This is a genomic window from Variovorax sp. E3 (assembly GCF_016082275.1).
In the GTDB taxonomy this organism is placed as follows: Bacteria; Pseudomonadota; Gammaproteobacteria; order Burkholderiales; family Burkholderiaceae_C; genus Variovorax.
In genome coordinates this window covers 22,829-36,418 of the sequence record NZ_MOWM01000068.1, presented here as the reverse complement: position 1 = coordinate 36,418, position 13,590 = coordinate 22,829, and the positions used below count along the sequence as shown (strand labels likewise).

Annotated in this window: 14 protein-coding genes and 1 pseudogene; 6 read left to right on the top strand and 9 right to left on the bottom strand. The window is 69.2% G+C overall.

All coding sequences use genetic code 11. From position 1 onward, the window contains the following. Positions 1 to 79 precede the first annotated feature (79 nt). From BMG07_RS22510 to BMG07_RS22500, 3 genes are read left to right on the top strand one after another with little or no spacing between them, the layout of a single operon-like run. Positions 80 to 1,420 (top strand): adenylosuccinate synthetase, encoded by a 1,341-nt coding sequence (locus tag BMG07_RS22510; RefSeq protein ID WP_198086405.1) that lies wholly within the window; start codon positions 80 to 82, stop codon positions 1,418 to 1,420. 8 nt (positions 1,421 to 1,428) lie between these two features. After that, entirely contained in the window at positions 1,429 to 1,854 is a 426-nt protein-coding gene (locus tag BMG07_RS22505) for a hypothetical protein (protein WP_198086404.1), read from the top strand. Positions 1,855 to 1,876: 22 nt separating this feature from the next. Next, positions 1,877 to 2,251, top strand: a complete 375-nt coding sequence (locus BMG07_RS22500; protein WP_198086403.1) for an iron chaperone — start codon at positions 1,877 to 1,879, stop codon at positions 2,249 to 2,251. Positions 2,252 to 2,261: 10 nt separating this feature from the next. Here BMG07_RS22500 and BMG07_RS22495 read toward each other — a convergent pair whose 3' ends face one another. Next, positions 2,262 to 2,693 carry a DUF1801 domain-containing protein gene (locus tag BMG07_RS22495; protein ID WP_198086402.1) on the bottom strand — a complete coding sequence of 144 codons (432 nt, stop codon included), beginning with the start codon at positions 2,691 to 2,693 and terminating at the stop codon, positions 2,262 to 2,264. Positions 2,694 to 2,836: 143 nt separating this feature from the next. On the opposite strand from BMG07_RS22495, the gene BMG07_RS22490 reads away from it, so the two are divergent. Then, positions 2,837 to 4,393 carry a GGDEF domain-containing protein gene (locus BMG07_RS22490; protein WP_198086401.1) on the top strand — a complete coding sequence of 519 codons (1,557 nt, stop codon included), beginning with the start codon at positions 2,837 to 2,839 and terminating at the stop codon, positions 4,391 to 4,393. A 26-nt stretch (positions 4,394 to 4,419) separates the two neighbouring features. Here the strand turns inward: BMG07_RS22490 and BMG07_RS22485 are convergent, their stop codons facing one another. Then, positions 4,420 to 5,616 carry a glycoside hydrolase 100 family protein gene (locus BMG07_RS22485; RefSeq protein ID WP_198086400.1) on the bottom strand — a complete coding sequence of 399 codons (1,197 nt, stop codon included), beginning with the start codon at positions 5,614 to 5,616 and terminating at the stop codon, positions 4,420 to 4,422. 143 nt (positions 5,617 to 5,759) lie between these two features. Here BMG07_RS22485 and BMG07_RS22480 point away from each other — a divergent pair, with 143 nt between their 5' ends. After that, the gene (locus BMG07_RS22480) at positions 5,760 to 7,400 is read left to right on the top strand and encodes a phospholipase D family protein (protein ID WP_269759276.1); all 1,641 of its coding nucleotides are present in this window, start codon (positions 5,760 to 5,762) and stop codon (positions 7,398 to 7,400) included. Here the strand turns inward: BMG07_RS22480 and BMG07_RS22475 are convergent. Continuing rightward, on the bottom strand, positions 7,378 to 7,758 hold the full coding sequence (locus tag BMG07_RS22475) for a hypothetical protein (protein ID WP_198086399.1): 381 nt from the start codon (positions 7,756 to 7,758) through the stop codon (positions 7,378 to 7,380). The genes BMG07_RS22480 and BMG07_RS22475 overlap by 23 nt on opposite strands. Before the next feature lie 178 nt (positions 7,759 to 7,936). Between BMG07_RS22475 and BMG07_RS22470 the strand changes: the two genes are divergently transcribed. After that, entirely contained in the window at positions 7,937 to 8,284 is a 348-nt protein-coding gene (locus BMG07_RS22470; protein ID WP_198086398.1) for a hypothetical protein, read from the top strand. Between the two features lie 20 nt (positions 8,285 to 8,304). On the opposite strand, the gene BMG07_RS22465 is transcribed toward BMG07_RS22470, so the two are convergent. The 6 genes and pseudogenes from BMG07_RS22465 to BMG07_RS22445 form a co-directional block, all read right to left on the bottom strand. Continuing rightward, positions 8,305 to 8,781, bottom strand: coding sequence for a GNAT family N-acetyltransferase (locus BMG07_RS22465; protein WP_198086397.1), 477 nt, complete (start codon positions 8,779 to 8,781; stop codon positions 8,305 to 8,307). Between the two features lie 64 nt (positions 8,782 to 8,845). Next, positions 8,846 to 9,094: a GTP-binding protein gene (locus BMG07_RS44255; RefSeq protein ID WP_307867039.1), complete on the bottom strand. Its 249-nt coding sequence runs from the start codon at positions 9,092 to 9,094 to the stop codon at positions 8,846 to 8,848. Between the two features lie 231 nt (positions 9,095 to 9,325). Further along, positions 9,326 to 9,810, bottom strand: a pseudogene (locus tag BMG07_RS44250) (GTP-binding protein); the annotation flags it as partial. Next, positions 9,807 to 11,510 (bottom strand): amidohydrolase, encoded by a 1,704-nt coding sequence (locus BMG07_RS22455; protein WP_198086396.1) that lies wholly within the window; start codon positions 11,508 to 11,510, stop codon positions 9,807 to 9,809. The gene BMG07_RS22455 and the pseudogene BMG07_RS44250, both read right to left, overlap by 4 nt. Beyond that, positions 11,507 to 12,544, bottom strand: a complete 1,038-nt coding sequence (locus BMG07_RS22450) for an ABC transporter ATP-binding protein (protein ID WP_198086395.1) — start codon at positions 12,542 to 12,544, stop codon at positions 11,507 to 11,509. The genes BMG07_RS22455 and BMG07_RS22450 overlap by 4 nt, the downstream gene beginning before the upstream one ends. Continuing rightward, positions 12,541 to 13,587 (bottom strand): ABC transporter ATP-binding protein, encoded by a 1,047-nt coding sequence (locus tag BMG07_RS22445; protein WP_198086409.1) that lies wholly within the window; start codon positions 13,585 to 13,587, stop codon positions 12,541 to 12,543. Before BMG07_RS22445 ends, BMG07_RS22450 begins: the two co-directional genes overlap by 4 nt. Between the last annotated feature and the right edge of the window lie 3 nt (positions 13,588 to 13,590).

Genomic DNA, 13,590 nt, shown 5'->3' with positions numbered 1-13,590 from the left:
CGCCGCGCGCCGCCCGGCGTGGCGGCCGCGGCGGGCCCGCGTTCTTCGTGGTGGAAGCGGCTCTTCGGCTGAGCGTCGGGTGACTGCCTCGGCCACGCGCTACGTCTCGCTGCTGGGCCTCGGCTTCGGGGATTGCGGCAAGGGGCTCTTCACCGATCACCTGTGCGGCGCCCTGCAGGCCCACACCGTGGTGCGCTTCAACGGCGGCGCGCAGGCCGGGCACAACGTGGTGCTGGCGGACGGGCGGCACCACACCTTCTCGCAATTCGGCGCCGGCAGTTTTCATGCGGGCGTGGGCACGGTGCTCGCGAGCCCGGTGGTGGTGCACCCGACGGCGCTGCGCGTCGAGGCGGCGGCGCTTGAGCAGGCGGGCGTGCACGACGCGTTCTCGCGCCTGCTGATCGACGCGCGCTGCCGCGTGACGACCCCGTTCCACCAGGCCGCGGGCCGGCTGCGCGAATGGGCGCGCGGGGAGGGCGCGCACGGCAGCTGCGGCGTGGGTGTCGGCGAAACGGTGCGGCATGCGCTCGCCGCGCCCGACGAGGCGCTGCACTACGGCGACCTGCCGCATGCGCAATTTGCGCTCGACAAGCTGGAGGCGTCACGCAAGGCGCTGCTGCGCGAGTTCGCGAACGCAGCGCCCGCGCATCCCGATGCCGATGCCGCGCAGGAACTGGCCATGCTCCACGACGACTCGCTCGCACAACGCTGGCTCGACGCCATCGCGCCGTGCCTGAAGCAATCGCCGCCCGCGAGCGCGGACCGCATCGCCGAACGCCTCGCCCGGCCCGGTGCCGTGGTCTTCGAAGGCGCGCAAGGCGTGCTGCTCGACGAGTGGCGCGGCTTTCATCCGCACACCACGTGGAGCACGATCTCGACGGCGGCGGTGGAGGCCGTGCTGCATGACACGGGCATCGACGCGCCCGTGCAGCACCTGGGTGTGCTGCGCAGCTACCTCACGCGCCACGGCGTGGGCCCGCTGCCCACGCATGATCCGGCGCTCGACGCGCGGCTGGCCGAGCCGCACAACGCCGACGAAGGCTGGCAGGGCGTGTTCCGCCGGGGCCATCCCGATGCGGTGCTGCTGCGCTATGCGCTCGATGCCGTCGGCACGCTCGACGGGCTGGTGGTGAGCCACCTCGACGCGGTCGACGCTGCGCGGTTGCGCTGGTGCGCCGGCTATCGCACCGAGGACACGGGCCGCCTCGCTTCGCTGCCGCTCGGCGGCGTGCGCGACCTCGACCACCAGCACGCATTGACCCGGCTGCTGCAGGGCGCCGAGCCCATCTACGAGCCGCACCCCATCACCACCGCGCATGCCTGGGTGGAACATGCCGAGGCGGTGAGCGGCCTGCCCGTGCGCTTCGGCGCGTTCGGCCCGGCACGCGAGGCCGTGCGCGACCGCAAGCACCTGCCTTGAGAGACTGCGTGAGCTACAACATTCCCCTGATCGTCGGCGCGGGCTTGAGCGCCGTCGCCGCGCTGCTGCACCTCTGCATCATCTTCGGCGGCCCCGCGTGGTACCGCTTCTTCGGCGCGGGGGAGCGCATGGCCTCGGGCGCGGCGGCGGGGCACCTGTACCCGCCCATCGTCACGCTGCTCATTGCCTGCGTGCTGGGTGCCTGGTCGGCCTATGCGCTCTCGGGTGCCGGCGTGTTGCAGCCGCTGCCGCTGCTGGCGTGGGCGTTGCCCGCGATCACGGCGGTGTATTTGCTGCGCGGGCTCGCGGTGGTGGGACTTTTCATTTTCGAGCGGCGCCGGCTGAGCGCCTTCTGGGTGTGGAGCTCGCTGATCTGCCTGGGGTTCGGCGTGGTGCACCTGGTGGGGCTGATCCAGGTCTGGCCCGATCTTTGAACGTACCGAGGAGGTGAACGAGATGGCAAGCCCGCGCCCTGCAACGATCGCCGAATACATCGAGGCCGCCCCGCCCGCGGGTCAGCCGCACTTGCGCCGGCTGTACGCGCTCTTGCAACAGGTTGCGCCGGAGGCTGAAGAGGCGATCAAGTGGGGGACACCGTTCTTCGTGGAACCCCGGTTCCTGTTCGCCTTCTCCGCGCACAAGGCCCATCTCAACTTCACGCCGACCGAGGAAGGGCTGGCGCCGTTTCGCAAGGAACTGGAGAAGCACAAGACCACCAAGGGCATGCTTCAGGTGGCGTACACCGCGCCCTTGCCGGAGGCCCTGATCCGCAAGATCGCCGAGCAGCGCGTGCAGGCGGTGAAGGCGCGCGAAGACGACGCTTTCTGGTAGCCCAGCGGCTTCAGGGCTTCGCCGCTTTCTTCGGCGACTTCGCCGATCTCGCCTTGCTCTCTTCGTTGTGCGCGATCGCTGCCCGGATCAGCGCCTTGAAGGCGGCGGCGGCCACTTCTTCGCCTTCATGGATGTCGATGGCGCGGCGCATGTTGCCGTCCAGACTCGCGTTGAAGAGCCCGGTCGGGTCCGCCAGCGACGCGCCCTTGGCGAAGGTCAGCTTCACCGCGCTCTTGTAGGACTCGCCCGTGCACAGGATGCCGTCGTGCGACCACACCGGCGTGCCCATCCACTTCCACTCTTCGACGACCTGCGGGTCTGCGTCATGGATGAGCTTGCGCATCCGGGCGAGCGTTGCGCCGCGCCAGTCGCCGAGCGAGGCGATTTTTTCGGAGATGAGTTCCGATGCCGGCGGGCCTTCACTCGCACCTGTCTTTTTCATGGGGTTGTCCTTGTGTATTGGCAGGATCGTCATGCAGGGTTTCGTGTCCATGTTAAAGCGGGCCTGCGTGGCGTCGCAAGCCGGGCGAGGGAGCGCTTGCCTAGAATGCGGCTCTTTTTTGCCTCCTGCCGCCGCTGCCACCCATGCAACTCGATGTTCCCTCGCTGATGCTTCCGCTGGGGCTGGGTTATCTGTTGTTCGCATGGCAACTGGTGCTCGTGCGTCGTCGCCTGCTGGCCGATCGCGCACTGGCACTGTGGACCAAGGGCTGCGTGTTCCTGCTCGGGGGCATGGCGGCCCTGTTGTCGCGGCTGTTTCTGCCGGAATGGCTGGCCGCCCTGGTCGGCAATCCGCTGGTGCTGTGCGGCATGCTGTACTTCAACCAGGCGGTCTACGTGTTCGTGGGCAAGCGCGCCGTGCCGCGCTGGCTGACATGGTTGGTGGTCGCGGGCGTGCTGGCCACGCCGGTGCTGCTGGCCTGGCCGATCAGCACCCGCTCGATGGTTTTTTCGGCGGTGATGATGCTGCTGGCCGGTGCGCCGGCGCTGCATGTGTTTCGGCATGCGTGGCACGCCGAGAGCACCATGCGCGCCGTCGGGTTGACCATGCTGATGCTGAGCATGGCCCATGCGGCGCGCGCGGTGCAGGCGGGCCTGATGCCGTCGGAGTACCTGGGCTTCTTCCAGTCCAGCCTGGGCCAGAGCATCGTCGTGCTGCTGGCTTTTCTTGCCTTGCTGGGCAGCGGCGTGGGCTTTGTGTTGGCCTGCCTCGAACGCACGGCAAGGAGCATGGAGTTCCTGGCCAGCCACGATGCATTGACGGGGTGCCTGAACCGCCGCAGCTTCGACCCCCTGCGCAACCACGAGGTCGCGCGCAGCCAGCGCGGCGCGCAACCGCTGGCCCTGCTGCTGCTGGACCTGGACCACTTCAAGCGGGTCAACGATTTGCACGGCCATCACTGCGGCGACGTGGTGCTGCAGGACTTCGCAAGGCGCGTGCAGTCGCGCCTGCGGTCGGCCGACGTGTTCGCTCGGCTGGGCGGCGAAGAGTTCGCGGTGCTGCTGCCGAACACAGACCTGGCGGGCGCGCTCGGCGTGGCCAACTACCTTTGCCATGCGGTGGCCGGCAACCCGGTGCGGTTGCCCGACGACGAGGTGTTTGCACTGACCGTGTCCGTCGGCCTGGCGATGCTGACGCCGGACAGCGGCGACACGCTGCCGGCAGCGCAACGCGATCACCGCGCCACGGCGGCGGCTCGGCTGTCGCCCGAGTTGCTGTACATGCGGGCCGACGAGGCGCTTTATCAGGCCAAGCGGCAGGGCCGCAATCGGGTGGTGGTGTGGCGGGATGAGGCTCAAGAACGAGGGGGTACGACCTCCGTGGCTTCGCGGTCAGCGATCGAGATCTTAAAAAGCGGTGCCGCCCTGCAAATGGACCCTCGACCTCTGCTCGTCTTTCTGGAAAAACCGTCCGCCGACTATGAGGGGGCGGCGAGCGTGCGCGACGTGCTGTTCGCTGGCCTGAACTCGCCCATGGACTATTGGGCCGGGCTTGCCGTCGGATGGCTGGAGGACGGCATTGAACTCGATCAGGAAATTGTCGAGATGCTCAGCCGGATCGCGGAGACCCGGCATTTTTCGCAGCGCCTGCGTCATCGAAGCGCAGCGCTGGCCAAGCGTTGGGTTCGGGAGGGTGCGTAGGCCTTGGCGAATGCAAGGCGTCGACCTCACCAAGCCATCTCACTCCCCGCCAACGCCCGCTGCGCCAACAAGAACGTCGCCGCATTCCAGCTCTGCCCCGCCATCCCCATCGGCGCGAGCGTTCGTCCGTGGAACCACTCCGTGAACCGCCAGTCGTCGAGTGCGTTCACCTGCGCGAGCCGGCCGAGCTCGGTCCACGCCTGATCCTGCAGGCCCAGCCGCGCCAGCGCCATCACCCAGAACCCGCCGACGAAGGGCCAGATGCCGCCGTTGTGGTACTGGTGCACGATGTTCTGCTGATGCCGCCCCATGTACGCGCGCCACAGCTCGTGCTGCTGCGACAGCGGGTGCAGCACCACGCGCACCGGGTAGGGCTGCGACGCATGCGCCGCGCCGATGGTCTGCACGATGCGGCTTGCCATTGCCGCGTCGGCCAGCCCGCTCTGTATGGCCAGCACGTTGCCGAACACGTCGCCTTCGTCGCCCACCACCGCGAGGTTGACAAAGCTCAGGTACAGGCCGGGGTCGCGCCGTCCGCGCCGCGCGTAGTGCCGCAGCAGCCGCGCGCGGTGGTACTCGGGCAGGTCGCGCTGGAACGGGTTGAACAGGTGGTTGAAGTGGTGCTGCGTCTCTTCGGCATGCGCGAGCGCGAAGCGGCGCTTCACGTCGAACCACAGCGCGTTGGTGTACAGCACATAGCCCGAGCGCGGCATGATGTCGGCCCAGTCGCTGGCCTCGTTCTGCTGCAGCAGCCGAAAGTGCTGGTGCTCCTGCGCCAGCAGCCAGTGGATCGCGCGCTCGACCTCGGCCTGCCAATGCGTGGGGCCCACGGTGCCGTGCCTGCGCACATGGTCCACCGCAATCAGCCACCACAGGGTGGCGTCGATGCAGCCCAAATACCAGAAGTCGGCGTCCTGGCCTTCGGGGTCGACGTACTTGGGAATCTGTCCGTTGGCCGCCTGCTGCGCAGCGAGCGCGTCGAGGCTGGCCACGGCGCCTTGCTCCAGCGCGGGCACGCCGCTGCCGCACATGGCCATCACGCAGATGGCGGCGTCGCGGCCGAAGATGCGCGTGTAGCGCCGCGCAACGGCGGCTTCGGTGCGGCTGGCGGCGAGGATGCCGTGCGCTGTCAGATTGCTTTCAAGCAGCGCGAGCGAGGCTTGCGCGCAGGCATCGATGAGCGCGTGCGTGGGGGCGTCGAGGTGGTGCGGGGTTCTCGTCATCGGTCGTGTCCGGGGCTGGCGCCCTGGAGGGCGCTCGGCAAGTATTGCAGCGTTTGCCCAGCCGGCCCGGATTCACCGCGCTTGCAAGGTCTTGTTGCAGCCTGAATACTCTCGGGCGTCAACCGTGCCGGGAGCTACAAGAAATGATGACTGCATGTGGGGCCGCATGGCGTTCGCTGTTCGCCGCGCTGGCCATGGGCCTCTTGTCGGTGTTGACGATGAGCGGCTGCGCCAGCCTGCCGGCCCCGGTGCCGCAGACACCCGTGAGCGCCGTCACCGACTACGCCGGCACGCCGCTGAACGCACTCACGCAAAAGGTGCTGCCCCCGGACGCCCGCTCGGGCTTTCGCCTGCTGCCCTACGGCCCCACCTCCTTCGCTACCCGCGTGGAACTGGCCAGGCTCGCCACGCGCAGCCTCGACGTGCAGTACTACCTGCTGGCCGGCGACAACACCGGCCGCGCACTGATGCGCGAGCTGCGCGACGCCGCGTTGCGCGGCGTGCGCGTGCGGCTGCTGGTCGACGACCTCTACACCACGGGCGAAGACGACCTGCTGCTGGCGCTGGCCAGCTACCCGAACGTGCAGGTGCGCCTGTTCAACCCGTTCCCCGCGGGGCGCGGCAGCGACCTCACGCGCTTCATCAGCTCGGGCCTGGACTTCGATCGCATCAACCGGCGCATGCACAACAAGCTGTTCCTGGCCGACAACGTGGCCGCCGTCGCGGGCGGGCGCAACATGGCGGACGAGTACGTGATGAATGCGGCGGGCAGCAACTTCGTCGACATGGACGTCTTCGCGGCCGGGCCGGTGGTGCGCAAGCTGTCCGACGCGTTCGACCACTACTGGAACAGCGAGGTGGTCTACCCGCTGGGCCGCATCGCCCACAGCGCGCTGACGACGGCGCAGCTGCGGCAAGACTTCGACACGCGCACGGCCGCCGCCAAGCCGCCCCAGGCGCCGCGCATTCCGCTGGACGGCAAGATCGCGAACGCGCTCGAAGGCGAGCCCGACCGCGTGCCGCTGGACATGGTGCCCATGCTGAACCTGCCCTTCGAGCTGGCCGAGCGCCAACTGAGCCCGCTGCTGTGGGCCGACGCGCGCGTGCTGTTCGACCCGCTCACCAAGACCGAGGGCCTGAACGAGCGCGAGAACTCGATCAAGGGCACGGTGACCGAAGGCGTGATCCAGTGGTTCAGAACCGCGCGCAAGAACATCAAGATGGTGTCGCCGTACTTCGTGCCTTCCGATGCCTCGGTGGCCAGCCTCGCGCAGGCACAGGAGGCTGGCGTGAGCGTGGAGCTGCTCACCAACTCGCTGGCCTCCACCGACGAACCCTGGGTGTACGTGGGCTACTGGCCGCACATCCACCAGTTGCTGCAGGCGGGCGTGACCATCTACGAACTGAGCCCGACCTTGAGCGTGAAGCGCGGCAAGCTGGGCATCTTCGGCCACCGCACGGGCGCGCTGCACATGAAGAACGGCATCGTCGACCACAAGCAGGTGTTTCTCGGATCGATGAACCTCGACCCGCGCTCGGCCCGGCTCAACACCGAGCTGGGCCTGATCATCGACAGCCCCGAAATGGCGCTGCAACTCGAGAGCTTCGCGGACGCGGGCAGCTCCTACCGCCTGCGGCTCGATGCGCCGGGGCGCAATGTGGAGTGGGTCGAGCAAGACGGCGACGGCAAGGAAACGGCCTACGACGTGCCGCCCGAGACCACCGCGTGGCAGCGCTTCAAGCTGCGGCTGGTCGCGCCCTTCATTCCGTTGGGCGAGCTGTAGCGGGCGGCGCGGCGGGGCGGAGCCGACGCAGGCGCACGGTCAGTTCCTTCACCAGCTGAAGCTCGCCACGGCGCTGCGCCACTTCGAGCGCTTTCGCGAACGCCGCCTCGGCCATCGTGTTGTCGCCCAGGCCCAGTGCGATCAAGCCTTGCAGGCGATGGGCCGCGGTGAAGTCGGGGTCCAGTTCCACCGCCTTGCCGACGTGCATGAGCGCGGTCTGCGCGTCTTCCTTGCGGTGGTAGGCGAGCGCAAGGCTCATGCGCAGCAAGGCGCCGTCGCGGCCGGCAGCCAGCATGCGTTCGAGCGCTTCGGGCGAAGGACCGGCGACAGCGGAAGATTTCATCGGCGGGGTGGTCATGGCATGCGGCCCTTGTGTCTATTATCAAAGCATAGACTTTGATATTCAAGGTTGCAGATCTGCCGATGAATCTCCCCACCTCCGTCTGGTTCTTCCTGAAACACGCGCCTACATTTCCGGCCGCCGTCTTTGGCCTCGTCCTACAGGCCCCGCGCTGCGCAGCCGCGAGCATGGGCCCATGAGCAAATCGATTCTTGCGTGCGTCGGCGTGGCCGCGTTGTTTGCAGCCGCCGCCACCGCAACCGCCGAGCCCGTCAAGGTGCCTGTCGACAGCGACGACAAGGGCACCGTGTACGTGGCGCCCAACGTCAACCCCACAGAAAAGTCCGCCTACACCACGGGCGGGACGGTGGGCGTCGAGCGGCCCGACGGCAGCGGCGCGTATGTCGGCTCCGACACCTCGACGCCCCGGCCCACCTATTCGCTGGGCGCGAGCACGGGCGGCAACGTGTCGCTCACGGGCGGTGTGTCGTCGGACGGCAAGGCCAACAACGGCGTGAAGGCCGGGGTCACCATCAAGTACTGATCAAGCAAGCACCGAAGAATTCAGACCAGCGTGCCGTAGACGATGAACCCGTCGTGCGTCGCGACCTTGTCGTAGAGCGTGCGGCCCGCCGTGTTGGTCACATGCGTCTGCCAGTACACGCGGTGCCCGCCGGCCTGCTTCACGCGGTCGTACACGCCGTGGATCAGTTGGCGGCCGACGCCCTTGCCGCGCTCCGACTGCAGCGTGAAAAGGTCCTGCAGGTAGCAGGTCGGCTCGATGCGGTTGGTGCTGCGGTGGAACAGGTAGTGCGTCAGCCCCACCAGTTGCCCGTCGCGCTCCGCGACCAGCGCATGCACCGGTTCGTAGGCATCGAAGAAGCGCCGCCACGTGGTCTGCGTGATCTCGTCGGCCAGGGCCGTCGGGCCTTCGCGTCCGTAGAAGGCGTTGTAGCCGTCCCAGAGCGGCTTCCATGCCGCGTAGTCTTCCGGCACCGGAGGGCGGATCACGAGAGAAGAAGAGGGGGAGGTGGTCGTCATGCGTCTGCAGCCTGCACGTTGAAGAAATGAAACGTGAAAGCCTGCGATTGCAACATGACTTGGTTCAGGGCGCGAGGAAGGCCTTCAGCGCATCTTCAGGCAATTGGCCGCGCAGGCCGATGGCGACGACGGCGGCGCCCGCGTCCCCTGCCGGCGGCAAAGCCTTGCGCAGCGTGCCGTGACGGCCGGCGAACTGCACCTCCGACCATTCGTTGCCCGCGTCGCCGCGTCCGGTGCGCAGCAGGCCCTTCAGGCGCAGCACGCCGGGCGGCATGTCGCGCAGCCGCGCGCGCAGCGTGGCGGCCGGAATCACCGCATCGGGCTGCGCGCTCCAGGTCTGGAACAGCGCGCCGTGGTCGGGCTCGCCGTGACCATGGTGATGGTCGTGGCAATCAGGTCCGCAGGCATGCGACGCATCGATCGCCGCATGCGGCACCCCCGCCAGCAACGCCGGCGGCACCGCTGCCTCCACGGTCTCGATGCACGGCGTGCCCGGCGCGGTCGCGTCGACCCAGGCCTTCGCCGCCGCCAGCGCCTCGGCGGGCGCGATGTCCGCCTTGTTCACCACCACGAGGTCCGCCGACTTCACCTGCCGCGCCAGCGTGTCCGCCAGCAGCGGGTCGCCGGCCTGCCGCGCCGCCGCGCTCGCATCGACCAGCACGATCACGCCTTCCAGGCTCAGCTCCGGCGCGGCCATGCCGATCTGCGCGATGCGCCACGGGTCGGACACGCCGCTGGCCTCGATCACCACCGCGTCGAACGGCGTCTGCGCCTCGATCACGTCCACCAGCGCACGGCCCAGGTCGTCGCCGATCTGGCAGCACACGCAGCCGTTGGTCAACGCGGTGGTGTCGCCGTGCGTGGCCGCGATCAGGTCGCGTCGATGTTGAGCGCGCCGAAGTCGTTCACCAGCACCGCCATGCGCAGCCCGTTCGCCTCGCGCAGCCAGCGGTTGAGCAGCGTGGTCTTGCCCGCGCCCAGGAAGCCGCCGATGACGGTGAGCGGCAGGCGCTTTTTCTCCAGCGTCACGCGCCCTGTCCCCGCTGCGCCTGGAACACGCGGCCCGACAGCACCGTGCCCCACACGCGCGCGTCCTTCAGCGCCATCGGGTCCATCTCGAGCGGGTCGTCTTCGAGCACGCAGAAGTCGGCGCGCTTGCCGCATTCGATGCTGCCGATCTCGCCGTCGAGCTTGAGCGTCCACGCCGCGCCGAGCGTGACGGCGCGCAGCGCCTGCGCCACCGTGATGCGCTCGGCCTCGCCCAGCAGGCGGCCCTTGGGCGTGACGCGGTTCACGGCGCACCACGCGGTGAACAGCGGGCCGAGCGGCGTCACCGGCGCGTCGGAGTGAATGGCCAGCGGCACGCCCGCGGCCAGCGCGCTGCCGCAGGCGTCGAGCCGGTTGGCGCGGTCGGGGCCCATGGTCATCTCGTAGTGCTGGTCGCCCCAGTACCAGATGTGGTTGGCGAACAGGTTGGCGCACAGGCCCAGCGACGCCATGCGGCGGAACAGCGGCGCGTCGATCATCTGGCCGTGCTGCAGCGTGTGGCGGTGGTCAGGGCGCGGCGCGCGCGTGAGCACGCGGCCGATGGCGTCGATGGCCACCTCGCTGGCCTCGTCGCCGTTGGTGTGCGTGTGAATGGTGAGGCCGGCGCGGTGGTAGGTCTCGAAGTCGGCTTCGTACTGCGCGGGCGCCGTCACCCAGATGCCGTTGGGCGCGCCGTTGAAATGCCCCGGCCAGCGCAGCCGCGCCGAGAAGCCCTGGATCGAGCCGTCCAGCATCATCTTCACCAGGCCGTAGCGCAGGCGGTCGGTGTTGCGTGGCAGCAGGCTCTTTACATGTTCCGCGCCCTGCGCCGCGCCGTGCGTGCCGTGAAAGGCCTGGAACGCGGGCAGGATGCGCACGCCGAAGCCCTCGTCCTGCGTCACCTTCTCGAGCACGCCGCAGTCGTCGGCGCCGAGCTTGTTGACGAGGTCGGTCGCGGTGGTCACGCCCTGCAGGCAGGCCAGCTTGGCGAACGAGCGAATGCCCGCCTCGGTCATCGGCGCCAGCAGGCCGGCGTTGCCGACCTTGCGCAGCACCAGGAACATGGCGGCCGGCTCCTGCAGTTCGCCGGTGGGCTCGCCTTCGTCGGGGCCTTCGGCGAACTTGACCACGCCCTCGACCTCGTTGTCGCGCGTGATCTCGGCAATGCGCAGCATGGCGCTGTTGACGTTCATCAGGTGGCCGTTGGCATGGCCGATGACGACGGGGCGCGTGGTGCTCGCGCGGTCGACGTGGCGCACCGTCATGCGCTCGCCGCCGAAGTAGATGGGGTCGAACCCCCAGGCAATCAAAGGCTCGGTGTCGGGCACGCCGTCGGCCGTCATGCGCGCGGCCACCTGCGACAGGCGCGCGACCACTTCGTCCATCGAGCGCAGGCCGCTCCACACTTTGCCGTCGGGGTCGCGGCGGTCGAACCAGCCGAGGTACGTCCAGTCCCACATGCTGCCTTCCTTCAGGTGGCAGTGGCCTTCGACCAGGCCGGGCATCAGCACCTTGGCGGCAAAGCGCTCGTCGAGCGTGAAGGCGCCCCAGGCCTGCATGTCCGCGAGCGCGCCCACCGCGAGCACGCGGCCTTCGCGCACCGCTACGTGGGTGGCGTGCGGCTGCATGGGGTTCATGGTGATGATCTTGCGGGCGGTGTAGACCGTGGTGTGCGGGGCGGTGTGTGTGTTGTTCGTGCTCATGGCGACTCTGGAATCGAAAGAGGCGGGCGCGGCAGGCCGTCGACGATGTCGACGCGCCTGCAGCGTACCCAGTGATCGGGCGCGACTTCGCGCAGCGGTGGCAGCTCGGCCGCGCAGGCCGGCTCCGCCACCGGGCAGCGGCCGGCGAAGCGGCAGCCCTGGGGCGGGTTGATGGGGCTGGGCGGGTCGCCGCTGAGCTTGATGCGGCTCGCCGCGCGCCGGCGCCCGCCGCTCACCGTGGGCACGGCCGACATCAGCGCCACGCTGTAGGGGTGCAGCGGCCGCGCGAAGAAGCCGCGGCGCGGCGCGCGCTCGACGATCTGGCCGAGGTACATCACCGCGATGTCGTCGCAGATGTGCTCCACCACCGCCATGTCGTGCGAGATGAACAGGTAGGTCAGCCCCAGCTCGCGCTGCAGCCGCGACAGCAGGTTCAGTATCTGCGCGCGAATCGCGATGTCCAGCGCCGACACCGGCTCGTCGCACACCACCAGCTCGGGGTTGGTGGCCAGCGCCCGCGCGATGTTGATGCGCTGGCGCTGCCCGCCCGAGAACTGGTGCGGAAACAGGTGCTGCTGCTCGGGCCGCAGGCCCACCGCCTCGAACAGCTCGGCCACGCGGCGCGTGCGCTCGTCGGGCGTGCCGACGCGCATCAGGTCCAGCGGCGCGCGCACCGCCGCGCCCGCGCGCTCGCGCGGGTTCAGCGACGAGAACGGGTCCTGGAAAATGATCTGCATGCGCGTGCGCGCCTGCCGCAGTTGCTCGCCCTTGAGCGCCGCCAGGTCGGTGTCGCCGAGCCGCATGCGCCCCGACGTGACGGGCGACAGCCGCATCACCGCCAGCGCGGTCGTGGTCTTGCCCGAGCCCGACTCGCCGACCACCGCCAGCGTGGTGCCGCGCCGGATGTCGAAGGACACGCCGTCCACCGCCTTCACCACTTCGGGCGTGCGGCCCCAGCCGGCCTTGCCGCGCGGAAAGTGCACCTTCAAGTCGTCGACCGACAGCAGCGTGTCGGTCTTGCCGATGAATGTCATGCGGCCTCCTTCTGGCGCTGGTCGAGCGCCTCGGCGTGCAGCCAGCAGGCCGCGCCGTGCGGCACGCCGGGTGCCACGTCGCCATGCACCGCGAACATCGGCGGCACTTCGGCGGCGCAGCGCGGCAGCGCGCGCGGGCAGCGCTCGCGAAAGGCGCAGCCCGTGCCCAGCTCCCAGATCGACGGCACCACGCCCGCGATCTCGGCCAGGTCTTCGCGCGCGCCGTCGCCATAGGCGGCGCTGCTGCCCAGCTCGGGCAGGCAGTCGATCAGTCCGCGTGTGTAGGGGTGGCCGGGCTCCGACAGCACCTGCTCGGTCGTGCCCTGTTCGATGACGCGGCCGGCGTACATCACCATCACGCGGTCGGCCATTTCGGCGACCGCGCCCATGTCGTGCGTGATGAGCATGATGGCCGTTCCCTTCTCGCGCTGCAGGTCGCGCAGCAGGTCGAAGATCTGCGCCTGCACCGTCACGTCGAGCGCGGTGGTGGGCTCGTCGGCAATCAGGATGTCGGGCCTGCAGGCCAGCGCCATCGCAATCATCACGCGCTGGCGCATGCCGCCCGACAGCTGGTGCGGGTGCTCGTCCACGCGCCGCTCGGGCGCCGGAATGCCCACCTGCCGCAGCATCTCGATGGCGCGTTCGCGCGCCGCGTGCGTGTTCATGCCCGCGTGCAGCCGCAGCGACTCGCCGATCTGGTCGCCCACGGTGAACACCGGGTTCAGCGAGGTCATCGGCTCCTGGAAGATCATCGAGATGCGGTTGCCGCGCACCTCGCGCATGCGGGCGTCGCTGGCCTGCACCAGGTCTTCGCCCTGGAACAGCACCTGCCCGCTGCGAATGCGCCCCGGCGGCGAGGGTATGAGCCGCAGCAGCGCCAGCGCCGTCATGCTCTTGCCGCAGCCCGACTCGCCGACCACGCACAGCGTTTCGCCGGCGCGGATCTCGAAGTCGACCCCGTTGAGCACCAGCGCCTGTCCGCGCCGGGTCTTGAACTCGACGTGCAGGTCTTGCACGCGCAGCAGCGCTTCGTTGGTGTTCATGGC